At 63.6% G+C, this 23,648-nt stretch carries 22 protein-coding genes; 11 read left to right on the forward strand and 11 right to left on the reverse strand.

Features of this window, described 5'->3' with window-relative positions; all coding sequences use genetic code 11:
* Positions 1–214 precede the first annotated feature (214 nt).
* Complete coding sequence (locus tag SOX55_RS08740; RefSeq protein WP_325287057.1) at positions 215–1,435, forward strand: MalY/PatB family protein; 1,221 nt, start codon at positions 215–217, stop codon at positions 1,433–1,435.
* 101 nt (positions 1,436–1,536) lie between these two features.
* On the opposite strand, the gene SOX55_RS08745 is transcribed toward SOX55_RS08740, so the two are convergent.
* The 4 genes from SOX55_RS08745 to trpS are packed head-to-tail and all read right to left on the reverse strand — an operon-like array spanning position 1,537 to position 5,595.
* Positions 1,537–2,295 (reverse strand): hypothetical protein, encoded by a 759-nt coding sequence (locus SOX55_RS08745; RefSeq protein ID WP_325287058.1) that lies wholly within the window; start codon positions 2,293–2,295, stop codon positions 1,537–1,539.
* Positions 2,296–2,316: 21 nt separating this feature from the next.
* Complete coding sequence (gene wecB / locus SOX55_RS08750) at positions 2,317–3,468, reverse strand: non-hydrolyzing UDP-N-acetylglucosamine 2-epimerase (protein ID WP_325287059.1); 1,152 nt, start codon at positions 3,466–3,468, stop codon at positions 2,317–2,319.
* 1 nt (position 3,469) lies between these two features.
* The gene (locus tag SOX55_RS08755) at positions 3,470–4,573 is read right to left on the reverse strand and encodes an MraY family glycosyltransferase (RefSeq protein ID WP_325287060.1); all 1,104 of its coding nucleotides are present in this window, start codon (positions 4,571–4,573) and stop codon (positions 3,470–3,472) included.
* Between the two features lie 14 nt (positions 4,574–4,587).
* Positions 4,588–5,595, reverse strand: coding sequence for a tryptophan--tRNA ligase (trpS, locus tag SOX55_RS08760; protein ID WP_325287061.1), 1,008 nt, complete (start codon positions 5,593–5,595; stop codon positions 4,588–4,590).
* Positions 5,596–5,823: 228 nt separating this feature from the next.
* Here trpS and gltX point away from each other — a divergent pair, with 228 nt between their 5' ends.
* From gltX to SOX55_RS08785, 5 genes are all read left to right on the forward strand, one after another.
* Entirely contained in the window at positions 5,824–7,311 is a 1,488-nt protein-coding gene (gltX, locus tag SOX55_RS08765; RefSeq protein WP_325287062.1) for a glutamate--tRNA ligase, read from the forward strand.
* On the forward strand, positions 7,308–7,916 hold the full coding sequence (locus SOX55_RS08770; RefSeq protein ID WP_325287063.1) for a stage II sporulation protein M: 609 nt from the start codon (positions 7,308–7,310) through the stop codon (positions 7,914–7,916). The genes gltX and SOX55_RS08770 overlap by 4 nt, the downstream gene beginning before the upstream one ends.
* A gap of 41 nt (positions 7,917–7,957) precedes the next feature.
* The gene (asnA, locus tag SOX55_RS08775) at positions 7,958–8,965 is read left to right on the forward strand and encodes an aspartate--ammonia ligase (protein WP_325287064.1); all 1,008 of its coding nucleotides are present in this window, start codon (positions 7,958–7,960) and stop codon (positions 8,963–8,965) included.
* A 66-nt stretch (positions 8,966–9,031) separates the two neighbouring features.
* Positions 9,032–10,069, forward strand: coding sequence for a 16S rRNA (cytosine(1402)-N(4))-methyltransferase RsmH (rsmH, locus tag SOX55_RS08780; protein ID WP_325287065.1), 1,038 nt, complete (start codon positions 9,032–9,034; stop codon positions 10,067–10,069).
* 14 nt (positions 10,070–10,083) lie between these two features.
* Positions 10,084–10,419 carry a nucleotide pyrophosphohydrolase gene (locus tag SOX55_RS08785; RefSeq protein ID WP_442873617.1) on the forward strand — a complete coding sequence of 112 codons (336 nt, stop codon included), beginning with the start codon at positions 10,084–10,086 and terminating at the stop codon, positions 10,417–10,419.
* A gap of 35 nt (positions 10,420–10,454) precedes the next feature.
* Here SOX55_RS08785 and SOX55_RS08790 read toward each other — a convergent pair whose 3' ends face one another.
* The 5 genes from SOX55_RS08790 to SOX55_RS08810 all read right to left on the reverse strand — a co-directional run bounded on the left by SOX55_RS08790 (position 10,455) and on the right by SOX55_RS08810 (position 16,057).
* A complete protein-coding gene (locus tag SOX55_RS08790; RefSeq protein WP_325287066.1) occupies positions 10,455–11,783 on the reverse strand; it encodes an MATE family efflux transporter in 1,329 nt (442 codons plus the stop codon).
* Positions 11,780–12,238, reverse strand: coding sequence for a MarR family winged helix-turn-helix transcriptional regulator (locus tag SOX55_RS08795; protein ID WP_325287067.1), 459 nt, complete (start codon positions 12,236–12,238; stop codon positions 11,780–11,782). The genes SOX55_RS08790 and SOX55_RS08795 overlap by 4 nt, the downstream gene beginning before the upstream one ends.
* Positions 12,239–12,359: 121 nt before the next feature.
* Positions 12,360–13,553, reverse strand: coding sequence for a coenzyme F420-0:L-glutamate ligase (locus SOX55_RS08800; RefSeq protein WP_325287068.1), 1,194 nt, complete (start codon positions 13,551–13,553; stop codon positions 12,360–12,362).
* Positions 13,554–13,778: 225 nt separating this feature from the next.
* Positions 13,779–15,086 (reverse strand): FAD-dependent oxidoreductase, encoded by a 1,308-nt coding sequence (locus SOX55_RS08805; RefSeq protein WP_325287069.1) that lies wholly within the window; start codon positions 15,084–15,086, stop codon positions 13,779–13,781.
* A gap of 86 nt (positions 15,087–15,172) precedes the next feature.
* Complete coding sequence (locus SOX55_RS08810; RefSeq protein ID WP_325287070.1) at positions 15,173–16,057, reverse strand: DUF2935 domain-containing protein; 885 nt, start codon at positions 16,055–16,057, stop codon at positions 15,173–15,175.
* A 181-nt stretch (positions 16,058–16,238) separates the two neighbouring features.
* Between SOX55_RS08810 and SOX55_RS08815 the strand changes: the two genes are divergently transcribed.
* A complete protein-coding gene (locus SOX55_RS08815; RefSeq protein WP_325287071.1) occupies positions 16,239–17,810 on the forward strand; it encodes a phospholipase D-like domain-containing protein in 1,572 nt (523 codons plus the stop codon).
* 40 nt (positions 17,811–17,850) lie between these two features.
* On the opposite strand, the gene SOX55_RS08820 is transcribed toward SOX55_RS08815, so the two are convergent.
* Positions 17,851–18,405, reverse strand: a complete 555-nt coding sequence (locus tag SOX55_RS08820; protein ID WP_325287072.1) for a hypothetical protein — start codon at positions 18,403–18,405, stop codon at positions 17,851–17,853.
* Positions 18,406–18,421: 16 nt separating this feature from the next.
* The gene (locus tag SOX55_RS08825; protein ID WP_325287073.1) at positions 18,422–19,279 is read right to left on the reverse strand and encodes a hypothetical protein; all 858 of its coding nucleotides are present in this window, start codon (positions 19,277–19,279) and stop codon (positions 18,422–18,424) included.
* 472 nt (positions 19,280–19,751) lie between these two features.
* Between SOX55_RS08825 and SOX55_RS08830 the strand changes: the two genes are divergently transcribed.
* The 4 genes from SOX55_RS08830 to SOX55_RS08845 all read left to right on the forward strand — a co-directional run bounded on the left by SOX55_RS08830 (position 19,752) and on the right by SOX55_RS08845 (position 23,648).
* Positions 19,752–20,465, forward strand: coding sequence for a GntR family transcriptional regulator (locus SOX55_RS08830; protein WP_325287074.1), 714 nt, complete (start codon positions 19,752–19,754; stop codon positions 20,463–20,465).
* A 150-nt stretch (positions 20,466–20,615) separates the two neighbouring features.
* Positions 20,616–21,314 carry a 2-phosphosulfolactate phosphatase gene (locus SOX55_RS08835; RefSeq protein WP_325287075.1) on the forward strand — a complete coding sequence of 233 codons (699 nt, stop codon included), beginning with the start codon at positions 20,616–20,618 and terminating at the stop codon, positions 21,312–21,314.
* Between the two features lie 66 nt (positions 21,315–21,380).
* A complete protein-coding gene (locus tag SOX55_RS08840) occupies positions 21,381–22,340 on the forward strand; it encodes a hydroxyacid dehydrogenase (protein WP_325287076.1) in 960 nt (319 codons plus the stop codon).
* A 261-nt stretch (positions 22,341–22,601) separates the two neighbouring features.
* Complete coding sequence (locus SOX55_RS08845) at positions 22,602–23,648, forward strand: hypothetical protein (RefSeq protein ID WP_325287077.1); 1,047 nt, start codon at positions 22,602–22,604, stop codon at positions 23,646–23,648.

Consider the following 23,648-nt stretch of genomic DNA (forward strand, 5'->3'; position numbering starts at 1 on the left):
CCATGTCCTGTGTTATACTCTTGCTCATGAAGGATATGGCCCCCTTTCGTCAAGTTGTGGTGTGGTAACTCAACTTTAACCGATAAGGCCCTATCCTTCATCCTTTTTATTTACTTGTCCAACATGTATTGTAATCCTACATGGCAAATGCCGGGAGATCTGGTATGATGAAGGCACATCACGCCGGAACCCTCCGGCAGCAGGAGATAAAACCATGACCTACGACTTTACCTCCCACCTGGAGCGGCGGGGCCAGGACGCCCTGGCGGTGGACGGCCTGGGCACCGGCCGGCTCGGCATCGCTCCCAACGCCCCCAGGCCCGGCTTTGACGTGATCCCCATGTGGGTGGCGGACATGAACTTCCCCACCCTGCCCACCATTCAGGAGGCCATCATTCAGCGGGTGCGGCACCCCGCCTTCGGCTACTTCACCCCCCGGGACGAGTACCATGACGCCATCATCCGCTGGCAGGAGAGCCGCAACGGCGTGACAGGGCTGGAGCGGCAGCACATCGGCTATGAAAACGGCGTCATCGGCGGCCTGCTCAGCGCGCTGGGGGTGTTCTGCTCCCGGGGCGACGCGGTGCTGCTCCACTCCCCCACCTATATTGGCTTCACCAACAGCCTGCGCAGCAACGGCTACCGCATTGTCCTCTCGCCGCTGGTGCGGGACGAAGACGGCGTCTGGCGGATGGACCTGGCGGACATGGAGCGGCAGATCACGGAGAAGCACATCCACGCCGCCGTGTTCTGCTCCCCCCACAACCCCTGCGGCCGGGTGTGGGAGCGGGGCGAGATTGAGTCCGCCATGGAGCTGTTCCGGAAGTATGACGTGTCCGTTGTCTCCGACGAGATCTGGTCCGACATCATTCTGGCCGGTCACCACCACACCCCCACCCAGAGCGTCAGCGATGACGCCCGGAACCGCACCGTAGCCCTGTACGCCCCCTCCAAAACCTTCAATCTGGCGGGCCTGGTGGGCAGCTACCACATCATCTACAACCGGCGGCTCCGGGACCGGGTGGGCAGAGAGTCCTCCCTCTCCCACTACAACGAGATGAACGTGCTGTCCATGCACGCCCTGATAGGCGCCTACCGTCCGGAAGGGCATGTGTGGGTGGATGAACTGTGCCAGGTGCTGACGGAGAACGTGGACTACGCCTGCGGCTATATCCGGGACCGCTTCCCGGGGGTAGAGGCGGCCCGGCCCCAGGGGACCTACATGCTGTTTCTGGACTGCTCCGGATGGTGCGCCGCCCACGGTAAAACCATCGGCCAGCTGCTGCAGGCGGGATGGGACGTGGGCGTCGCCTGGCAGGACGGCCGCCCCTTCCACGGGCCCTGCCACATCCGCATGAACCTGGCCCTGCCCCTGTCCCGGGTGCAGGAGGCCTTCCGCCGTCTGGACCGGTACGTATTCAACGGGGAACTCTGACCCCACTTTCATCCTACCCCTTCTTTTCTTGGGAAAACAGGCGGAAATTTCTTAAATTCCGATAAAAAACCGGAGAAGCGCTGCTTCTCCGGTTTTTTCGGTTATCCCTTTGGCTGCTCCGTCCAGAGCACCGTGCCGTCCGGCAGGGTGAAATCCTCCGGGCCGGGCCGGGGGTCCGTGACGCTCTGGGCGGTGGTGCGCCAGACGGTGACGCCGTCCTCCAGCTGCTCCGCCCCCGCCAGCAGCCCGTCGCTGACGCTGACCCAGTACCGCAGGCTGCGGCCCTGCCGGTCCTCCGCCGTCTCCACATAGATGCAGTCGGCGCCGTTCCACTCCCGGTAATCCGCCGTCAGAATGTCGCCGGGCCGGAGGGACAGAATGTCCTCATAGGTGGGGATGCCCTGCTCCTGATCCGGGGAGACGTCCCCCGCGGGGCCGGTGTAGTACGCCTTCTCCTCATCGTACCAGACGTAGGTGACAGTGCCGTCGGTGACGGTGTGGCGCACCCGCCCGGAGGCGTCGGCCGTGTCGGCCCGGCTCCAGCCGCCGCCCACCGTCACCGTGACGGAGGCGATGCCGCTGCCGCCGCTCCAGAACCGCTCCGTGGTCAGCACCCGCCGGTATTCCTCCGGCCGGGACAGGGTTTCCACAGCGTAGGCCACCGTCTCCGGCGTCACCTCCACCCGGATGACACTGTCCTCCACCGGCCGGGCGCTGCTGTCCGCCAGGGCGCCGGAATTCAGCTGCGGCAGGGTGATGTGGGAGGTCCGGCGGAGATTGTTGACCATCATCAGCACCACCAGCACCACAATCAGCGCCAGGATGCCCACGGCCACGGCATTGAATTTCCGCTTCCCCATACGGGACCTCCCTTTCCTCCGTTACGCGCCGGTATAGTCCTCCGGCGGCAGTTCCTTCCGGCCGAAATGCCACAAAATGGCGTCGGCAATGCGCTCACAGGCGCGGCCGTCGCCGTAGGGGTTCACGGCGTGGGCCATCTTCTCATAGGCCCCCCTGTCGCAGATCAGGCGGCCGGCCATGGTGACGATGTCGTCCTGCACCACGCCTGCCAGCTTCACCGTACCGGCGGCCACGGCCTCCGGCCGCTCCGTCTCCCGGCGCAGCACCAGCACCGGCTTGCCCAGGGCGGGGGCCTCCTCCTGCAGTCCGCCGGAGTCGGTCAGCACCAGATAGCACCGGGCCATCAGGTTGTGCATCTCGTCGGCAGGCAGCGGGTCAATGAGATGGACCCGGGGCGCGCCCCGCAGGTACTTGTCTACCGCCTCCCGGACCACGGGGCTCAGGTGGACCGGGTACACCAGCTCCACGTCCTCGTGCTCCTCGGCGATCTGCCGCAGGGCCAGCATGATATTCTTCATGGGCTCGCCGTAGTTCTCCCGCCGGTGGCAGGTGACCAGGAGGATCTTCTTCTCCCCGTAGGGCAGGCGGTTCAGTTCCTCCGTGGAGAACACGTAGTCCTCCCGGACGGTGGTTTTCAAAGCGTCGATGACGGTGTTGCCGGTGACGAACAGCCCGTCGGTGATGCCCTCTTTCAGAAGGTTGGCGCGGTTGTTCACCGTGGGGCAGAAATACAGGTCCGCGATGGCGGACACCATCTTCCGGTTCATCTCCTCCGGGAAGGGGGAGTATTTGTCATAGGTCCGCAGTCCCGCCTCCACGTGGCCCACCGGCACCTGGTGATAAAAGGCGGACAGGGCGCCGGCAAAGGTGGTGGAGGTATCGCCGTGGACCAGGATCATGTCCGGCTTCAGCGCCTCGATGGCCTCGTCCATGCCGGTGAGGCACTTGCTGGTGATGGTGGACAGGGTCTGGCGGGGCGTCATGATGTCCAGGTCCCAGTCGGGCTTCAGGCGAAAGACCTCCAGCACGCTGTCCAGCATCTGGCGGTGCTGGGCGGTGACGCAGCACAGGCTCTCAATCTCCGGGCGGGAGGCCAGTTCCTTCACCAGGGGACACATTTTGATGGCTTCCGGCCGGGTGCCGAAAACGCTCAGGATACGCAGCTTTTCCATGTTATTCAAATCCGTCCTTCTTGTAGGGTTCCTTCTTTTCCGGCTTGTGGTCCTCCTGGAACTCCCTGGGGAAGGCCACCCGGGCGGCCACCGCCGCCACCACGCACAGCGTCAGGAAAAACACCATGGCCTTCAGCTCGCTGCTGGTGGTCAGCACCACGGCGGACAGGCCCAGAATGGCGGAGATGACGTACAGCGTGGCCACCGCCTGCTTCTGGTTGAGGCCCATGTCAATGAGCCGGTGGTGGATGTGGCCCCGGTCGGCGTGCATGGGGCTCTGGCCGTGGGCAATGCGGCGGATAAAGGCGAAGGCCGTGTCAAACAGGGGCAGGCCCAGAATGAGGAACGGCACCGCGAAGGAGATGACGGCGTAGAACTTGAACAGGCCCTGGATGGACATGGTAGCCAGGATGAAGCCCAGGAAGGTGGCGCCCGTGTCGCCCATGAACATCTTGGCGGGGTTCATGTTGTAGGGCATGAAGCCCACGCAGGCGCCCACCAGCGCCGCCATCACCACCGCCACCTGGCTCTCCGACACCAGGATGGCAATCACCAGCATGGTGGTGGCGGAGATGGCGGACACGCCGTTGGCAAGGCCGTCCAGGCCGTCAATGAGGTTGACGGAGTTGGTGATGCCCACGATCCACAGCACCGTAATGGGGATGGACAGCTTGCCCAGCACCCAGTAGGCGCTGTCGGACAGCAGGTTGGGGTTGGAAATGGCCTGAATCACCACGCCGTGGAAGATGGGGATCAGGGCCGCCGCGATCTGCACCACGAACTTCAGCATGGCGGGCAGGGCCATGATGTCATCCACCACGCCCAGCACCACAATGATCACCGCCCCCAGCAGAATACCCTGCAGCTGGGGGGAGTGGCGCACATCCGCGAACAGCAGAATGCTGACCATGAAGCCGATGAAAATGGCCAGGCCTCCCAGCCGGGGAATGGGGACCTTGTGCATCCGGCGGTCATCCTTGGGCACGTCGATGGCGCCCACCTTGTAGGCGAAGGTTTTCACCACCGGCGTCATCAGGAAACTGACCACCAGCGCCGCCAGCAGCGCCAGCAGCACGTCGACGATCAGCTGATTTTCAAAATACATTGCGACCTCCCGCGTTACCGGTCGATAAAGCCGACCTTCTTGTAGACCTTGCCCAGGGTGCGGTTGGCCACCCGGGCCGCCTTCTCCGCGCCGGCGCGGTACACTCCCTGGAGATAGGCCTTGTCGGAGAGCATCCGCTCCGTCTCCTCCCGGATGGGACGCAGCATCTCCACCACGGACTCGCCCACGGCGGCCTTGAAGTCACCGTAGCCATGGCCGGCGAACTCCTGCTCGATGGCGTCGAAGGAGCGGCCGGTGGTGACGGCGTAGATCTGCATCAGGTTGGACACGCCGGGCTTGTTCTCCGGGTCATACCGGACACAGGCCTCGGAGTCGGTGACGGCCTTTCTGAACTTCCGCAGAATGTCCTCCGGCCGCTCCAGAATATAGACGCAGCCGTTGGGGTCCTTGTCGGACTTGGACATCTTGTTCTCCGGGGAGGTGAGGCTCATGACCCGGGCGCCCATCTTGGGGATATAGGGCTCGGGAATCTTGAACACGTCGCCGTAGATGCCGTTGAAGCGGTTGGCGATGTCCCGGCAGATCTCCACGTGCTGCTTCTGATCGCCGCCCACCGGCACCAGGTCCGCCTGGTAGAGCAGGATGTCGGCGGCCATCAGGGACGGGTAGGTGAACAATCCCGCATTGATGTTGTCGGCATTCTTGGCGGACTTGTCCTTGAACTGGGTCATGCGGCTCAGCTCGCCGAACATGGTGTAGCAGTCCAGCACCCAGCCCAGCTGGGCGTGGGCGGGAACGTGGGACTGGACGAACAGCACGTTCTTCTCCGGGTCCAGGCCGCAGGCGATGTAGGCCGCCAGCTGGGTCAGGGTGCGGCGGCGCAGGTCCGCCGGCACCTGGCGCACGGTGATGGTGTGCATATCCGCCAGCATATAATAGCAGTCGTACTCGTCGGCCAGCGCCGCCCAGTTCTTGATGGCTCCCAGATAGGAGCCCAGGGTCAGGTCGCCGGAGGGCTGGATGCCGCTGAGAATCCGCTTCTTCTGCACTTCATTTTCCATTGTGGAACACCTCGTATTCATAGTCTGAAAGCGCCGCAGGGCGCAGTGACACAGTTTGACTTTTACAGTGTATCACAACGGCATGAAAAGTGCAACGTGGAAAAACACGCCCCGCTTCCGCTTCCTTTTTCCCCCGCCCGGTCAGACAATCCTTGACAACCCGGCGGCGAAAGGTGATAATGGAAACTGTTATATTATGTGTGCAAACACTTCCACGGAGGTATTCATATGGCAATCGATCACGCTTTTTTTGAGGAGATGGAGGCCCGCATCCCCAGGGGAACGGTCCGTACCCGCTTCGCCCCCTCCCCCACGGGCTACATGCACGTGGGCAACCTGCGCACCGCGCTGTACACCTGGCTCATCGCCCGCCACAACCAGGGCACCTTCATCCTCCGCATTGAGGACACCGACCAGGGCCGGCTGGTGGAGGGCGCCACCGACGTCATTTACCGTACCATGGCCGAGTGCGGCCTGAACCATGACGAGGGCCCCGACGTAGGCGGCCCCGTGGGCCCCTATATTCAGTCGGAGCGCCGGAGCCTGTACGGCAAGTACGCCGAGCTGCTGGTGGAAAAGGGCGCCGCCTACTACTGCTTCTGCGAGAAGTCCGAGTCCGAGGAGGACAGCGGGGACTTTGACCGGGCCGCCGATCCCTGCCGGGACCTGAGTGCGGAGGAGGTAGCCGCCAACCTGGCCGCCGGCAAGCCCTACGTCATCCGCCAGCGCATCCCCCAGGAGGGCACAACCACCTTCCACGACGTGTCCTTCGGCGACATCACCGTGGAGAACAAGACCCTGGACGATCAGGTGCTGCTGAAGCGGGACGGCCTGCCCACCTACAACTTCGCCAACGTGGTGGATGACCACCTGATGGGCATCACCCATGTGGTGCGGGGCAGCGAGTACCTGTCCTCCGCCCCCAAGTACAACCTGCTGTACGAGGCCTTCGGCTGGGAGATTCCCACCTACGTCCACTGCTCCCCCGTCATGCGGGACGCCCACAACAAGATGAGCAAGCGCCATGGCGACCCCTCCTACGAGGACCTGATCGCCCAGGGCTATCTGACCTCCGCCGTGCTGAACTACGTGGCCCTGCTGGGCTGGGCCCCCAAGGGGGAGCGCAGCGAGCAGGAGATCTTCTCCCTGGAGGAGCTGGTGGACGCCTTCGACATCGCCGGCATCTCCAAGTCCCCCGCTATTTTCGACATCGCCAAGCTGGACTACTTCAACGCCACCTACCTCCGGGCCATGACTCCCGAGGCCTTCGCCCGGGTGGCCGAGCCCTATATCCGCCAGGCCGTGAAGAACCCCGCCATCGACGCCGCCGCCGTCAGCGCGCTGCTGCAGGCCCGGTGCGAAAAGCTCACCGATATCCCCGAGAAGGTGGACTTCTTCGACGCGCTGCCGGAGTATGACGCGGAGTGCTTCACCAACAAGAAGTCCAAGACCAACTCCGACGTCTCCCGGGAGATGCTGGAGAAGGTGATTCCCGTGCTGGAGGCCCTGCCGGAGTGGACCATGGACGCCGTCCATGACTCCCTCATCGGCCTGGCCGCGGAGCTGGGGGTGAAGAACGCCACGCTGATGTGGCCGGTACGCATCGCCGCCGCCGGCAAGCTGGTCACCCCCGGCGGCGCTGTGGAAATCTGCACCATCCTGGGCCGGGAGGAGACGCTGCGCCGCCTGCGTCTGGGTCTGGAGAAGCTGCGGTGAAGTGGTTCGACTCCCAGGAGGAGGCGCTGGTGCAGTTTATCCGCACCCCCGGCTTCCTGTATGAGCTGCGGCGCTGCGCCGCGGCCTTCGCCGTGCTGATTCCCCTGGGCTTTGTGCTGGGCCTGGCCTTTCCGGAGGTGCGGGATGCGCTGCTGGAGCAGCTGATGGTGCAGCCGGAGGACACCGCCGCCTATGCCGCGACGGACGCCCTGAACGCCGGCCTCACCGCCTGCGGAATGTCCATTCTGTGCGGCGCCGTCCCCTTCGCCTATTTTCCCGCCCTGTCCCTGGGCAGCAACGCCCTGATGATCGGCGCCATGGCCGCCTGGTATCCGGCCCACGGCCACTCCATGGCGCTGTACATGGCCGCCATCCTGCCCCACGGCGTGTTTCTGCTGCCGGCCATGGTGCTGTGCTGCGCCGCCGGAATGTACCTGTGCGGCGAGATCACCCGCCGGTGCCGGGGGGACAAGTCCGGCCCGCCTCTGCTGCAGACCGTCTCCCAGATCGGCGGCATCTACCTGCTGCTGGCCTTCCCCATTCTCTGCGCCGCCGCGCTGATGGAGGTCCACGTCACCCCCCGCATCATGAGCCTGTTCCTCTGATTCCGAACCCCACACATTTATAATAAAGGAAGGATCTTCCCATGAGCAAAGTCACCATCCCCTCCGGGTATCAGATGCCCCTGAGCAACTACGAGCTGCAGCGGGCCCTCGCCTTCATCAAGGACTCCTTTCAGACCAACCTCTGCAACGCCCTGAACCTGCGCCGCGTCTCCGCCCCGCTGTTTGTGGCGGGGGACTCCGGCCTGAACGACAACCTCAACGGCGTGGAGCGGCCCGTCAGCTTTGACATCCCCGACGTGGGCGTCAACGGCGAGGTGGTCCATTCCCTGGCCAAGTGGAAGCGCCTGGCCCTGAAGCGCTACGGCTTCCACGAGGGCAAGGGCCTCTACACCGACATGAACGCCATCCGCCGGGACGAGGAGGTGGACAACCTCCACTCCATCTACGTGGACCAGTGGGACTGGGAGAAGGTCATCTCCCGGGAGGACCGGAACGTGAACTATCTGAAGTCCTCCGTCCGGGCCATCGTGGGGGCCGTGTGCGAGACGGCGGACGCCCTGAACGTGGCCTTCCCCTGCCTCCATGTCCGGCCGGAGCGGGAGGTGTACTTCCTCACCACCCAGGAGCTGGAGGACCGCTACCCCGACCTGACCCCCAATGAGCGGGAGTACGCCATCTGCAAGGAGCACCCCACCGTGTTTCTGATGCAGATCGGCAAGACCCTCCGCTCCGGTATCCGCCACGACGGCCGCGCCCCCGACTACGATGACTGGGAGCTCAACGGCGACATTCTCATGTGGAACCCGGTGCTGGAGCGGCAGTTTGAGATTTCCTCCATGGGCATCCGGGTGGACGCGGAGTCCCTGGACCGGCAGCTGACCCTGGCGGGCTGCGATGACCGCCGGAATCTCCCCTTCCACAAGATGCTGCTGAATGATGAGCTGCCCCTGACCATGGGCGGCGGCATCGGCCAGTCCCGTCTGTGCATGCTGCTGCTGGGCGCCTGCCACATCGGCGAGGTGCAGGCCAGCCTGTGGGATCAGGCCACTCTGGATGCCTGCGAGGCCGCCGGCGTCCGTCTGCTGTAAGCGCAAGGGACCCCGCCTGCCGGACGGGGTCCTTTTCATCCCACCACCGCGAAAGGAGCAAACCCCATGGAGCAGGAGCACAAGCGCCGGGTGCGCTACAAGGGCACCCATCCCCGGCGTTTTGAGGAAAAATACAAGGAGCTGCAGCCGGAAAAGTACCGGGCCGACGTGGAGAAAATTCTGGAGAGCGGCCACACCCCCGCCGGGATGCACATCCCCATCATGGCAGACGAAATTCTGGACTTTCTGCAGATTCAGCCAGGCCAGACCGGGCTGGACGCCACCCTGGGCTACGGCGGCCACACCCGGAGGATGCTGGAGCGGCTGGAGGGGACGGGGCACCTGTACGCCACCGACGTGGACCCCATTGAGTCGGAAAAGACCCGGAAGCGGCTGGAGGAAGCGGGCTACGGGCCGGACATCCTCACCGTCCGGCGGATGAACTTCGCCCGGCTGGATGAGGTGGCGCCGGGGGTGAAGTTCGACTTTGTGCTGGCGGACCTGGGGGTCTCCTCCATGCAGATCGACAATCCCCGGCGGGGCTTCACCTTCAAGCAGGACGGCCCTCTGGACCTGCGGCTGGACCCCACCGCCGGCGTCACCGCCGCGGAGCGTCTGCGGCAGCTGGAGGAGGACGAGCTGGAGGCCATGCTGGTGGAAAACGCCGACGAGCCCCACGCGGAGCGCATCGCCCGGGCCATTGTCAAAACCTACCGGCGGGGCGGCACCATCGACACCACCCGGCAGCTGTACGCCGTCATTGAAAACGCCCTGTCCTTCCTCCCCGCCGGAGAGCGGAAGGAGGCCGTGAAAAAATCCTGTCAGCGGACCTTTCAGGCGCTGCGCATCGATGTGAACAGCGAGTTCGAGGTGCTGTACGAGTTTCTGGAGAAGCTGCCCGCGGTGCTGAAATCCGGCGGCCGGGCGGCGATCCTGACCTTCCACTCCGGGGAGGACCGGCTGGTGAAGCAGGCCTTCCGCCAGTACCGCCGGGAGGGCGTGTACAGCGAGGTGTGCGAGGATGTGATCCGGCCCTCCGCCCAGGAGTGCTTCCGCAATCCCCGGGCCCGGTCCACCAAGCTGCGCTGGGCCATCCGGGCCTGAGAGGGGGCGTTGTCATGCTGCGGGACGAGACCATTCAGCGGGTACTGCGGTTCCGGGACGACCGGGACTGGCGGCAGTTCCACACCCCCAAGGATCTGGCCATCTCCATGAGTCTGGAGGCGGCGGAGGTGCTGGAGCTGTTCCAGTGGAGCGGCACGGACCTGGAGTGCGCCGACAAGCTGCCCCGGCTCCGGGAGGAGCTGGCGGACGTGCTGAGCTACTGCATTCTGCTGGCGGACGTGTGCGGGCTGGACCTGGACGAAATCATGAACGAAAAAGTGGACAAAAACGAGGCGAAGTACCCGGTGGACAAGGCCAGGGGCCGGTCCGCCAAGTATACGGAGCTGTGAAAAGAACCGGCTGGAACACCCAGCCGGTCCTTTTTTCAATAGTGGTATCGGGGCCGCATTCCCACGAGAAATGCCGCCGTGACGCACAGGGACAGTCCCTCCGCCGCCACCACGGCCAGCCAGACGCCGTCCAGCCCCCAAAGCAGCGGCAGCACCAGCACCGCCGCCACCTGAAACAGCAGCGTCCGCAGAAAGGAGATGGCGGCGGACACCGCGCCGTTGTTCAGGGCCGTGAAGAAGGCGGAGCCGAAGATGTTGAGCCCCGCCGGCAGAAAGCTGAAGGCATAGATCCGCACGCCCCGCTCCGTCATGGCCATCAGCGCCGGGTCGTAGCCCACGAAGATGCCGGACAGAACCCCCGCCAGCTTCCACGCCGCCGCGGCCATCACCACGCCGCTGACCGCGGTCACCGTCCGGCTCTTGCGGAACAGGCTGCGCAGCTCCCCGGGATTCCCCGCGCCGTAGTGATAGCTGATGACAGGCGCGCTGCCCACGGAAAAGCCCAGAAACACAGCGGTGAAAATGAAGTTCAGGTACATCACCACGCCGTAGGCCGCCACGCCGTCCTCTCCCGCCAGATGCAGCAGCTGGAAGTTATACAGGATGCTTACCACCGACATGGACAGGTTGCTCATCATCTCCGAGGCGCCGTTGGAGCAGGTCTTTCCCAGGGCCTTTCCGTCAAAAACCGTCCGGCCCAGCCGCAGCACCCCGTTCTTCCCGGTGCAGAAATACACCAGCGGCACCAGACCGCCCACCGCCTGACTCAGCCCCGTGGCCAGGGCGGCGCCCGCCAGTCCCCACCGGAAGCCCGCCACAAACAGGGCGTCCAGCACCATGTTGGCAGCGCCTGCCGCCACCGTCACCGTCAGCCCCAGCTTGGGCCGCTCCGCCACCACCAGGAAGCTCTGGAACAGCACCTGCAGCATGAACAGCGGCGTGAAGGGCAGCAGGCACCGGCCGTACAGCACGCACAGCTTCACCATCTCTCCCTCCGCCCCCAGGGCCACGGCGATGGGCCGCAGCAATAGGACGCCCACAGCGGCCAGGGCGGCGCCGCAGACAAGGGCGGTATACACCAGCAGGGAGAACACCCGGTTGGCCCGCTCCCGCTTGCCCTCCCCCAGCAGACGGGCCACCAGCGCGCTGCCGCCGGTGCCCAGCAGAAAGCCCATGGCCCCCATCAGCTGAATCACCGGCCAGATGAGATTCAGGGCCGCGAAGGAGGTTTTGCCCACAAAGTTGGACACGAAAATACCGTCCACCACCGTGTAGACGGAGGTGAAGATCATCATGACGATGGACGGCAGGGTGAACCGCAGCAGCCGGCCGTAGGTAAAGTGATCCGAAAGCTGAATGGTCACGCCTGCTCCCCGCTTTCCCGGTGTCCCAGGCCCTTCGCCAGCGCCGCCACGTATTTCTCCCAAAGGCGCAGCAGCGTCTCCCGCTCCCGCTCCGACAGCGACGCCATGGCTGCCGCCTCCGCCGCCAGAATGGAGTCCGCCGCCTCTGCCGCCAGGGCCTCCCCCCGCTCCGTCAGGCGGATGGTCCGGCTGCGCCGGTCCCCCTCCGCCGGGGTCATGGCGATGACGCCCCTGCGCTCCATGGCCTTCAGTGCAGTGTTGACGGACTGCCGGGCCTGCACCATCCGCTCCCGCAGCTCACGCTGGGTGCAGCTGCCCTCCAGCCGCAGCAGGTACAGAATCCACAGCTCCGTCTCCGGCAGGTCCAGCCGCCGGGACACCTCCCGGTACAGCCCGTCCTCCTCCTTGAACAGCCGGTTGTACTCCGTCATCTGACGGCGAATGGTCTCTTCCATAGGTCCTCCTTTTGTCCGGTTCCGGACTGCTCCGCCGATTATAGTCCGATTACGGACAATTGTCAAGCCATCAAGGCAGAAAGCGGCCCGTCTCCGGCAATGGGGAGACGGGCCGTGATGCTCAGTCCATGGTGTAGTTGTCGAAATAGCCTTGGATATAGACGATGGGGGTACCCTTGTCGCCGCTGCCGGAGGTCAGGTCGCACAGGGAGCCGATGAGGTCCGTCAGACGCCGGGGCGTGGTGCCCTCGGACACCATCTTGCCCACCAGATTGTCATCCTTCTTCCGGATCTCCCCGCGGATGGCGTCCCGCAGGGCCTCGCCGGACAGGTTGGCGAAGTCATTGTCCGCCAGATACTTCAGCTTCAGCTCATTGGGGGTGCCCTCCAGACCGGCGGTATAGGCGGGGGACACCACCGGGTCCGCCAGCTCCCAGATCTTGCCCACCGGGTCCTTGAAGGCGCCGTCACCGTAGACCATGACCTCCACGTGCCTGCCGGTCTCCTCCAGCAGCCGGGCCTGGATGGCCTCCACCAGCGGCTGGCAGTCCCGGGGGAACAGCTTCACCTTGTCCTCGGTGGCCTTGTTGCTGCCCAGCAGGCCGTACTGCTCGTTGCAGCCGCTGCCGTTGACGGGGGCGTTGAGGATTTCGTCCAGCCCGTAAACCCGCTCACCGCCGGCGGCTTTCAGGAGCCGCTTGGTGCGCCTGCGGGTGTGGATGTCGCAGCACAGCACGTCCTTCGTGCGGTCCAGAATGGCCCGGGGATCGTTGGCGAAGAGGATTTCCGCCTCGGCGCCGCTCTCCCGGATCAGCTGCTCATAGTAGGCCACATAGTCCACGCCGGTGAAGGGATGGACGGTATAGCCGAACAGCTCCCGGTACTGCTCCAGGGTCAGAACATCCCTGTAGGGGTCCACGCCCTTCTCGTCCAGCACGTCCAGGTCAATGAGATGGTTGCCCACCTCGTCGGAGGGATAGGACAGCATCAGCACCACCTTTCTGGCGCCCTTGGCGATGCCCCGCAGACAGATGGCGAAGCGGTTGCGGCTGAGGATGGGGAAAATGACGCCGATGGTTCCGCCGCCCAGCTTGGCGCGGACGTCCTCCGCAATGTCATCCACCGTGGCGTAGTTGCCCTGGGCCCGGGCCACGATGGCCTCTGTCATGGCCACCACATCCCGGTCCCGGATGGGGAAGCCCTCCTGCCGGGAGGCCTCCAGAACGGATTCCGTCACGATCTGCACCAGATCGTCGTTGGCCCGGATGATGGGAGCGCGGATACCTCTTGAAGTCGTGCCGACCATTCGGCTCATATAGAACACTCCTAAAAAATTGGATTACCGCGGAGCTTCCGCAGCAAGGTGAGTATACCACACGCCGGGCCGGTTTTACAACCCGGTTTTCCCGCTTTTTCGGGGAAAATGCGCATCAAATCCCGGATTTTCCCGGTTCGGCCCCCTCTTTTTCTTCACCGCGCTGCAGTGACAGCTGTCTTTTCCCGAAAAACAGCCGGCCCGGAACCGCTCCGCCGGCGCCGGTCACGGCCGGCGGGGCAGGTCCCCCATGGCGGGACCGTCCAGCAGCTCTCCCGTCCGGGTGAACCGGGAGCCGTGGCAGGGGCAGTCCCAGGTCTGCTCCCGGGGATTCCACTTCAGGGCGCAGCCCATGTGGGGGCAGCGGGGCCGGGTGGGTGTCAGCAGGCTGGCCGCGGCACCGGCGCCGTTCACCGCCAGCTGGGGCCGCAGCATGGTCCGGGAGGGGGAAAACACCGCCGCGTACGGGTTCTCCCGCCCCTGCACCAGGTCCCGCAGTACCATGGCCGCCGCCATGGCGGAGGTCATGCCCCATTTATGGAAGCCGGTGGCCACGAACAGGTCCGGCGTGTTCCGGGAGTAACGGCCGATATAGGGTACGCCGTCCAGGCTCATGCAGTCCTGGGCGGCCCAGCGGCCCACCTCCTTCGCGTCGGGGTAGTACTTCCGGGCCGCCTCCTCCAGCACCTGCCAGCCGCCGCCCGGCTTCCCGGTGCGGTGGGCGCCGCCGCCCAGCAGCAGCACATCCCCCTCGTTCCGGAAGGACAATCCGGTGCCGGAGCCGTCCACGTACATGGCGTCCAGCCGCGCCGCGCCCTTCAGGGCCAGCACGTAGGAGCGGCTCTGATAAAGCTTCAGGAAATAGCTGCCGTGTTTGTTGAGGAACGGGAAGTGGGTGGCCGCGATGATCTTCCGGGCGGAAATGCGTCCGCGGTCCGTCACCGCCGCGGTGCCCTCCAGGCGCCGCACCGGGGTGTGCTCATAGACCCGCAGGTCCCGGGCCAGCGCCCCCAGAAACCGCAGCGGGTGGAACCGGGCCTGATCCCGGAGCCGGACGGCCCCCGCCGTGGTGAAGGGCAGGGGCAGGCCCCGGACGTACTCCGCCTCCGCCCCCAGCTGCCGCAGGGCCGTCAGCTCCCGCCTGATCTGATCCTCCCGGTGGAGGGTGTAGACGCAGGAGTCCTCCGCGGCTAAGCCGCAGTCCACGGTGCGGCACAGCCGCCGGTACTCCGCCAGCGCCGCCCGGTTGGCCGCCAGATACAGCCGCGCCTTCTCCTCGCCGAACCGGCTGAGAAGATCGGCGGCAAACAGCCCGTGCTGGACGGTGATTTTGGCGGTGGTCTTTCCCGTAACGCCGCCGCAGAGCCGGTCCGCCTCCGCCAGCACGCAGTCCGCCCCCGCCCGGGTCAGCTGATACGCGCAGAGAATGCCGGCGATGCCGCCGCCGATGACCAGCACGTCGGTGCGGATGTCCTCCCGCAGCTGCGGAAACTCCGGCAGCCGGCAGGACGCCTCCCAGATGGATTGTGTCATCCCCTCGCCCCCTCGTTTCCGGTAGTATGCCCCCCGCCGGCCTGTCCTATGCCGGGCGGGAAGAGGACCCGGGTCCTCTTCCCGTCTCACTCCCCCAGCAGGCGGAGATAGTGATTGGCCTCCCGCAGAACATGGTCCGCCAGCAGAGGCAGGATCAGCGAGCGGATTCTGCAGCCCTCGATGCCCTCCACGCCGGAGCGCTTGAAGTCCCGGAACCGCTGTGTCAGGTCCGCGGTTTCCCGGCTGGGGACAATCCGGTCGGCGGCGGTGTCCAGCAGACGCCGGTAGTCCCCGGCGAACCGGTTGGCGGCGGCGATCAGGTCCTCCTCCGTGGGGTCCAGCAATCCCCGGATAAACAGCGCGTGCTCCATCATGATGCGGTCCCAGAACAGCTCACTGTCCCGCAGCTCCCGAGCGCTGCCGCACCCCATGCCCTCCAGCCGCAGCAGATGGGAGCGGTAGAGGCGGGCCTCCCGCAGAATATGCTGGATCAGCAGCGGATAATTGGCGGTAAAAACGGCGCAGCCGTTCACCAGGTCCAGCAGCCGCAGCTTGTAGCGGATCAGCTGTTCCACCAGCGCCAGCGCCTCCCGGTTCAGCTGGCGCACCTGCCGGACCGGCGCCGGCGGAGTCTCCTCCTCCCGGCCCCGCAGGGCCAGGGTCCGGGCCGTCAGCGACCGGTCCGGCATCAGTCCGGTGAATTTTCCGGTCTGGCACTCAGCAAGATCGGTGAACTCCGTCACCGCCTCGCCGGAGTCCAGCACCCGGCAGCGGACGGCGCAGCCGCTGAGGGCAATGGCCCGGGACAGCACCCCCTCCAGCCGCCGCATCAGCGTCTCGCCCTCCCGGGCAAGCTCCCGCGCCGGCGGCAGCAGGCCCACCGTCAGGAAGAAGGCGTGCTCCTTCATGATCCGGGCAAAAAACAGGTGCAGCTCCAGAGAATCTGTGATATATGCCTGCGTTCTGTCCATGACAGACATTCCTCCCCTGTGGTGTCATGGCCAGACCCATCGTCTGGCCGCAGGCCAGTATATGCGCCGGCGGTCCGGGCCGCTCTCCGGGGGTTGTAATCCTCCGTCCGGAATGCTATCATATAATTTTAAAGAAACAGATTCTCCGTCCGCGGAGCCATTGCAGGGAAAGGAGCCGTTCATGGGAAGTGAAGGAACCGGAATCCGGTTGATTGAAAAGGGCAAACGAGGCATCATCCACGCGGTGTTCAGCCGTCTGGGCCTGATTTTGCTGCTGCTGGTGCTGCAGCTGATGGTCATGGTGGCGGTGTTCCGGTGGTTCAGCGCCTTTCTGCCCCACCTGTTCGGCGGCGTGGTGGTGCTGGGGGTGATCATGGTGGTGCACCTGCTGAACAGCGGCGCCGACCCCACCGCCAAGATCACCTGGCTCATCCTCATCACTCTGGCGCCGGTGTTCGGCTGCCTGTTTTACCTGTACGCCCATACGGATGTGGGACACCGGGCCGTCAAGCAGCGGCTGCGCGAGCTGATCGGCCAGACCCGGGACGCCATCCCCCAGGACCGGGCCGTGGCGGAGCGGCTGCGGAGCGAATCGCCGGAGACTCTGGCCCTGGCCGCCTACATCGGCCGCACCGGCTGCTTCCCGGTGTATGACCAGACGGACGTCACCTACTTCCCCTCCGGCGAAGCCAAGTTCGCCGCCATGCTGGAGCGGCTGGAGCAGGCGAAGGACTTCATCTTCCTGGAGTACTTCATTGTGGACGAGGGGGTCATGTGGGGCCGCATTCTGGAGATTCTGGCCCGGAAGGCCCGGGAGGGAGTGGACGTGCGGGTGATGTACGACGGCACCTGCGAATTCACCACCCTGCCCCACGACTATCCCCAGCGGCTGGAAAAGCTGGGCATCCGCTGCAAGATGTACGCCCCCCTGCTGCCCTTCATCTCCACCCACTACAACTACCGGGATCACCGGAAAATTCTGGTGATCGACGGCCATACGGCCTTCACCGGCGGGGTGAACCTGGCGGACGAGTACATCAACCAAAAGGAAAAGTTCGGCCACTGGAAGGACACCGCCATCATGCTGCGGGGCAAGGCCGTTCCCAGCTTCACCCTGATGTTCCTGCAGATGTGGAGCATGGAGGAAAAATCCCCCGTGTTTGAGCCGTACCTCAACGCCCCCTGCCATCCCTGCCCGGAGGCGGCGGGCTACGTGCTGCCCTTCGGCGACTGTCCTCTGGACAGCGAAAAGGTGGGCGAGATGGTGTACATGGACATTCTCAACCGGGCCAGAGACTACGTCCATATCATGTCCCCCTACCTGATTCTGGACGGGGAGCTGGAGACGGCCCTGAAATTCGCCGCGGAGCGGGGCGTGGACGTGAAGCTGATTCTCCCCGGCATTCCGGACAAAAAGGCCCCCTATGCCCTGGCGAAAAATCACTACGCCTCCCTGCTGCGCTCCGGCGTGAAGATCTACGAGTACACCCCCGGCTTCGTCCACGCCAAGGTGTTCGTCAGCGACGGCACCAAGGCGGTGGTAGGCACCATCAACCTGGACTACCGCAGCCTGTACCACCATTTCGAGTGCGCCGCCTACCTCTGCGGCACATCCTGCATTCCCTCCATTGAGGAGGACTTTCAGGCCACGCTGGCCAAGTGCCGCGCCGTCACGCCGGAGACCGTCCGGCAGGAGAAGTGGACCCTGCGGTTGATGGGCCGGCTGCTGAAGTCCGTGGCGCCGCTGATGTGAAAAAACAGACGGAGAAGCACTTGCTTCTCCGTCTGTTTTTTCAGTTCCACCGGATCTGCTCCGTCAGTTCATTTCCCGCCCGGTCATAGAACCGCAGTGACTCCGGCCCGGCCCGGTTTTCCTCCGTCCGGCTGTCCACCTCCACCGCCGTGAAGAACCGATCCCCCTCCGGAATGTCCATGTGATACTCCCGGCCGCTGAGGGTCACCGTCACCTGCCCGATGTTGAAACAGGCGTTCCGGCCGCCCAGAAGGAAGTACTTCCCGCCGCCGGCTTCCACCACCCACTCCTGAAAATTGGCAGAGCCGTAGCTGGCGCCGGTCAGCCGGAAACGCCCGTTCAGGCCCTTTTCCAGCCGCAGCGCACCCAGGTCCTCTCCCCACTCCATCAGGGTCCATCGCCGGTCCCCCAGGTCGATGGACTCGTACAGCTTCAGCGGCCCCGGGTCGGATGCTCCCCGGGCCAGATAGTCCGCCGCGTAAGACTCCAGATTGCTGCCGTCCGGCGCAATGGGATAGGCGCTGCCGTAAAGCCGGAGGACCATGGCCGCCAGCACCGCCAGTGTCAGAATGGCCGCCAGCGCGCTTCTCTTCATGGTCCGCCCTCCGGTTTCAGCACAGTTCCCCGGAGCGCAGCCGGGCGATATTGTCCTCCGTCATCTCCCGGTAGATCACGTCCAGCTTCTCTGCGCCGCCCAGAACCGACTGCTCCCAGGCCTCGTACTCTGTCACGTCCACCGGATGGGAGGTATCGTATTCCTTCCCGGTCATGATGAAGTACACCACGCCGGTGCCGCTGACGTCAACCTCCGCAGGGAAAGGCTCCCCCGCCTCATTGGTGTCCCGGAGGGTCCGGTCCCAGGCGTCCACCATGGCGCTCCAACGATAGCTGTCCGTCTCCGCGTCATATTGCAGCAGATCGTAGGGCCACAGGCTGTCTCCCGCCAGGCCCTGGTTGTGGGACCACAGCACCTTCACCGCTCCGTTGTCATAGAAGTCCATGGCGGGGAAGCACTCCAGTTCCAGCCGCAGCGATTCCGTGTCCGCGTCATAGCCGTACACAAAGGCCGCCATGTCGGCCATGCAGGGGGCGTTGCCGTTAGAGAAGATCAGCTCCTCCGCTCCGTCACCGTCCACGTCGTACAGGGCAAAGCACTGCTCGCCCATGTCCCCCGCCAGCTCCCGGCCGTCGGGCAGCGTGTTGGTCTGCAGCAGCGTCTCCAGCATATCGGCGTAGGCGCCGGCCATCACCAGGCGGTCCTCCTCCGGCATGTCCGGCCGGACGCCGCTGTCCGGAAAAACGCTTTCCGCCGGTGCGCTGCTGTCCGGCAATGCATTGTCTGCCGGAGCGGAAGCGGCAGGCGCCGGAGCCACCGCGGAGCTTTCGGCGGCGGGGGCCGTCCGGCTGCCGCAGGCCGTCAGGGCCAGGCACAGCGCCAGCACCGTCAGCAGGGTGTTTCTCTTTTTCATGCAGGTGTCTCCTTCCCCGATTCGTTTTCCCAATTATCTTCCCGCCGTCCCTTCCAATCAACAACAAACTGTAAACATTCGGTTACAGGAAATAACACTTTTCCCCGGTGCGTTTTTCCTGTTTTTCGCAGTTAAATTAGGGAAAAACAAGCAAAATATTGAAATTCTATTGCTTTTTTCCATTTTCTGTTCAATAATGATTAGTTGGGAGGCCGTTCTTCCCTCCGCTTCCCCGGGGAGGCGGCATCCGGCAAAAGCGAAAAACCGCCCAGCCGGCCCAAAATACGCGTTTTTTGTAGCTTTTTAGTGATTCTTCACACCCGGATTCCCCATTTTTGTCTATTTTTTATGGTTGCCTATTCCGGAATTATAGTCTATAGTTTTATATAATATTACTGTATTTTTTCCCTCCGCAATGTGGCTGATTTATACGATTTGGCGATACCCTCATATTAAATAAGGAGAATGTTCCATGATGAGGTCCAACACCACCACCGGCGGCGTCCTGCGGAAGACGCTGACCGAGCAGGTATACCGCACGCTGAAAGAAGAGATTATTCTGCAGCAAACCCCGGAACTGAAAATGGGCGCCCGTATCAACGAGGTGGAGCTGGCCGCCCGGCTGGGATGCAGCACCACCCCCCTCCGTGAAGCGCTGAACATGCTGCGGCGGGACAACCTGATTGTCACCAACGCCTTCCACTACTCGGAGGTGGTCAGCTTCTCCCGGAAGGACATCCATGACCTTCTGTCCATCCGGGAAGAGCTGGAGCTCTCCGCCCTGCGGCAGGCACTGCCCAACATCACGGCTGAGGACATTCAGAATCTGAAGGACATCCAGGTGGAATACGAGCGGGTATACCGGAAATCCGATTTTCTGGAGACCTATGTGGTCAACCGGAAGTTCCATGACTATATCCTCAGCCGGGCGGACAACCGCATCCTCTCCAATTTGCTGGACGGACTGTCGGAGCAGTGCGCCCTGCTGCGTTCCTCCTCCATGGTGGAAACCCGGCGCACCTTCTCTCCCTGCGGCGTGTTTCCCCCGGTGGTGGAGCACGGCCAGATTCTGACGGCCATTGAGGACGGGGACAGCGAGGCCGCCTGCCAGGCCATGAGCCGGCATATCCGCCGGGTGCATGACGATGTCTGTTCTTACTACGATCGCACAAAGTTCAACGTTTGATTTGTGTAATATTACTAAAATTATAGACTATATTTTTCGCATTCCACTGGTTGAAATCCCGCGGAAAAAGTTTATAATAATGAACAATCAAGGGAATCCGTTCCATTCTCCGGGGATTTTGTCCATCCGGATCGACGCAGGAGTCCGCCTATGATCATCCGCACGCTGGAATTGCTGGAAGGCGCCCGCCGGGCCAGAGGTCTCACGGTCATCATCGACGTGTTCCGGGCCTTTTCCGTGGCCTCCTATGTGATGGGCAACGGCGCCAGGGAAATCATTCCCGTGGGCGACATTCAGCAGGCCTATGACCTGAAAGCCCGTTTCCCCGAAGCCGTCCTCATCGGTGAGCGGGGCGGGAAGAAATGCCCCGGGTTTGACTACGGAAATTCCCCCGCGGAGGTGCTGCCGGTGGACTTTACCGGAAAAACCGTGATTCAGACCACCGGCGCGGGCACCCAGGGCGTGGTAAACGCCGCAGGCGCCGATGAGATTCTCGGCGGCAGCTTCCCCATGGCGGGAGCCATTCTCCGGTACATCCGGATGCGCCGGCCGGAGGAAGTGTCCCTGGTGGCCATGGGAACCCGGGGGCAGGTCCACAGCGACGAGGACACCCTGTTCGCCCGGTACCTCACCGCTCATCTGCAGGGCACCGAAGCCCCCACCATGGAAGAGATCCGCGCCCACCTGCGCCATTATCCCAGCGCGGAAAAATTTTTCGACCCCCAGGCGGACTGGGCGCCGGAGCAGGACTTTGACCTGTGTCTCCAGGCGGACCGATTCCCCTTTGTTTTAAAGCTTGACTGCGAACCATCAACTTCCCAGCACTGCTTCCGGAGAGTTGATGTTTAAATTTCTCTGTATATTCTATAGACTATAATTTCTTCTCCAACTTTTTAAGGATCGGTGGTACTCCCCATGAACAAACCTCTCATTTACATTCCCCGGCAGATCGCAAAGGAAGGCAGAGACTACCTGACAGAGCACGGCTTTGAATACCGCGTCGGCACCGCCCTGGACGAGGATACCATGGTGCAGGAAATCCGGGGCTGCGACGGCATGTTGCTGCGCACCGCTCACGCCACCCGCCGGGTGCTGGAGGCGGAGCCGAAGCTGCAGATTGTGGCCCGGCACGGCGTGGGACTGGACATCATCGACGTGGCCGCCGCCACGGAGCTGGGAATCCAGGTGGTGAACACGCCCACGTCCAACGGCCTGTCCGTGGCGGAAATCGCCATCTGCGGAATGTCCGCCGTGGCCAGGAAGATTCTGCCTCTCAACGCCGCCGCAAAGCGGGGAGACTTTTTCTACAAGAACCATTGCCAGGGCACGGAGCTGTCCGGCAAAACCCTGGGACTCATCGGCTTCGGCCATATCGGCAGCCATGTGGCCCGGATGGCCCACATGGGCTTCAACATGAACATCATTGTTTACAAGGGCCACATGGAGGGGAAGCCCATTCCCGAGTACGTCCGCCTGGCCGAATGGGACGAGGTGTTTCAGACTGCGGACTTTGTGTCCGTCCACATTCCCCTGCGGCCGGAAAACGTGGGCATCATCGGCGCCCGGGAGTTCGGCATGATGAAGCCCACCGCCTACTTCATCAACACCGCCCGGGGCAAGCTGACGGACGAGGCCGCTCTGGCAGAGGCCCTGCGGTCCCACGCCATCGCCGGCGCGTATCTGGATGTGCTGGCCTCCGAGCCGCTGTCTCCGGAGGACCCCCTGCTGCACCTGGACAACGCGGTGGTCACCCCTCACTGCGGCGGCAGCACCGACGAGGCCCTGATCCGCTCCGCGGTCTATGCGGCGGAGGAGCTGGACCGGTTCTTCCACGGGCAGGGCGTCCGCTGGCCGGTGAATACCCCGAAAAAATAAATAACCCATACGCATTTTTCCATAACCATCTTGACATTCCGGGAGCGCAAGATTATAATCCGCTTAAACCTATGTGATAAATAGGTTTAAAGGAATTCCGCTCCCGTCCGGATGCCGGCACAGGAATCACCGCGGAAAAGTCAGGCGAGTGTGCAGCCGCATACCCCTGAAAAGCCATGTTCCGCGGAGTTTCTGTTCCTCAAAATTCTATAGAATGCAGAGTATAATTTTATTACTTCGTTGCTGCTGGAGGGAGACATCATGAAATACACCAAGGAATTCTTCTACGAAAACTGCACCTTTTCCCAGATCCGCCGCGTATCCCAGGTCAACGTGAAAGCCTGCTCCAACCTGGAGGAGCTGGTATTCACCGACGATTATGTAAACCACGAACTGCACCACCGGGAGCCCAAGACCTACCGCCTGTCCAATGGCTGGGGCGAGACCATTGTGCAGCCCGATGACGCCCCCTTCAACGCCGCCCTGTACGTCTATCAGGACTCCTCCATGGAGGACCTGGAGTTCTTCTTCGAGGGCGACGAGTACTTCCTGGCCGGTCCCGTTCTGGAGCGGGACAAAACCGCCCCGGACCGCCGCTACACCATTTACAGCACCGGCGGCCTGCTCACCCGGCTGATGCCCGGCACCCTGGAGAAGCAGGGCTTCTCCTGCCTCCACGCCACCAGCGTCTACAACCCCGAGAAGAACCACATGATGGTGTTCGTGGGCGGCCCCGGCGCCGGCAAGACCATTCTGATGCTGGAGTCCACCCTCCGCCGGGGCTACCGGCTGATGACCACGGAGTACACCCACTTCCGCACCGTGGGCAATGACGTCTCCTTCTACACCGGTTCCGTGTTCGACAACGTCCGGGCCGGCAACCTGCTGTACAACTACACCGAGTATGAAAAGATCTGGGGCAAGGAGATCATGAACACCATTCCCGAGGGCAAGGACCCCTGGAACGCCAAGGTCTCCCTGGACATGACTCCCCTGCTGCCCGACACCAGCGTGGTCACCAACCCCGACGTGAGCCTGGTGTTTGTGAAAATCGAGGGCCACCGGGACACCCCCGTGGTTACCGAGCTGAACAAGGCCGACACCCGCTTCCAGCTGTACCTCAACGCCGCGGAGCTGATCAGCCGTCCCCGCCTGTTCTTCGGCTGCCTGCCCGTGCCCTCCTTCGACAACATCGATCGGGCCAGAAACCGCCTGAAGATTGTGGATGACATGCTGAACACCGCCCACGTGGTGGAGAGCAAGTCCCTGTTCGCCGGCGTCAACAACGCCTGGATCTGGAACGACTGA

This window comes from Dysosmobacter sp., from assembly GCF_034093755.1.
Classification (GTDB): Bacteria; Bacillota; Clostridia; order Oscillospirales; family Oscillospiraceae; genus Oscillibacter.

Bases quoted from the DNA above. Each gene is read 5' to 3' on its own strand.
- gltX (WP_325287062.1), top strand. From the start codon at position 5,824: ATGGCAATCGATCACGCTTTTTTTGAGGAGATGGAGGCCCGCATCCCC.
- SOX55_RS08745 (WP_325287058.1), bottom strand. From the start codon at position 2,295: ATGGGGAAGCGGAAATTCAATGCCGTGGCCGTGGGCATCCTGGCGCTG.
- SOX55_RS08785 (WP_442873617.1), top strand. From the start codon at position 10,084: ATGCTGCGGGACGAGACCATTCAGCGGGTACTGCGGTTCCGGGACGAC.
- asnA (WP_325287064.1), top strand. From the start codon at position 7,958: ATGAGCAAAGTCACCATCCCCTCCGGGTATCAGATGCCCCTGAGCAAC.
- SOX55_RS08810 (WP_325287070.1), bottom strand. From the start codon at position 16,057: ATGGACAGAACGCAGGCATATATCACAGATTCTCTGGAGCTGCACCTG.
- SOX55_RS08835 (WP_325287075.1), top strand. From the start codon at position 20,616: ATGATCATCCGCACGCTGGAATTGCTGGAAGGCGCCCGCCGGGCCAGA.
- SOX55_RS08795 (WP_325287067.1), bottom strand. From the start codon at position 12,238: ATGGAAGAGACCATTCGCCGTCAGATGACGGAGTACAACCGGCTGTTC.
- wecB (WP_325287059.1), bottom strand. From the start codon at position 3,468: ATGGAAAAGCTGCGTATCCTGAGCGTTTTCGGCACCCGGCCGGAAGCC.
- SOX55_RS08820 (WP_325287072.1), bottom strand. From the start codon at position 18,405: ATGAAGAGAAGCGCGCTGGCGGCCATTCTGACACTGGCGGTGCTGGCG.
- SOX55_RS08830 (WP_325287074.1), top strand. From the start codon at position 19,752: ATGATGAGGTCCAACACCACCACCGGCGGCGTCCTGCGGAAGACGCTG.
- SOX55_RS08805 (WP_325287069.1), bottom strand. From the start codon at position 15,086: ATGACACAATCCATCTGGGAGGCGTCCTGCCGGCTGCCGGAGTTTCCG.
- rsmH (WP_325287065.1), top strand. From the start codon at position 9,032: ATGGAGCAGGAGCACAAGCGCCGGGTGCGCTACAAGGGCACCCATCCC.
- SOX55_RS08825 (WP_325287073.1), bottom strand. From the start codon at position 19,279: ATGAAAAAGAGAAACACCCTGCTGACGGTGCTGGCGCTGTGCCTGGCC.
- trpS (WP_325287061.1), bottom strand. From the start codon at position 5,595: ATGGAAAATGAAGTGCAGAAGAAGCGGATTCTCAGCGGCATCCAGCCC.
- SOX55_RS08840 (WP_325287076.1), top strand. From the start codon at position 21,381: ATGAACAAACCTCTCATTTACATTCCCCGGCAGATCGCAAAGGAAGGC.
- SOX55_RS08845 (WP_325287077.1), top strand. From the start codon at position 22,602: ATGAAATACACCAAGGAATTCTTCTACGAAAACTGCACCTTTTCCCAG.
- SOX55_RS08740 (WP_325287057.1), top strand. From the start codon at position 215: ATGACCTACGACTTTACCTCCCACCTGGAGCGGCGGGGCCAGGACGCC.
- SOX55_RS08800 (WP_325287068.1), bottom strand. From the start codon at position 13,553: ATGAGCCGAATGGTCGGCACGACTTCAAGAGGTATCCGCGCTCCCATC.
- SOX55_RS08815 (WP_325287071.1), top strand. From the start codon at position 16,239: ATGGGAAGTGAAGGAACCGGAATCCGGTTGATTGAAAAGGGCAAACGA.
- SOX55_RS08755 (WP_325287060.1), bottom strand. From the start codon at position 4,573: ATGTATTTTGAAAATCAGCTGATCGTCGACGTGCTGCTGGCGCTGCTG.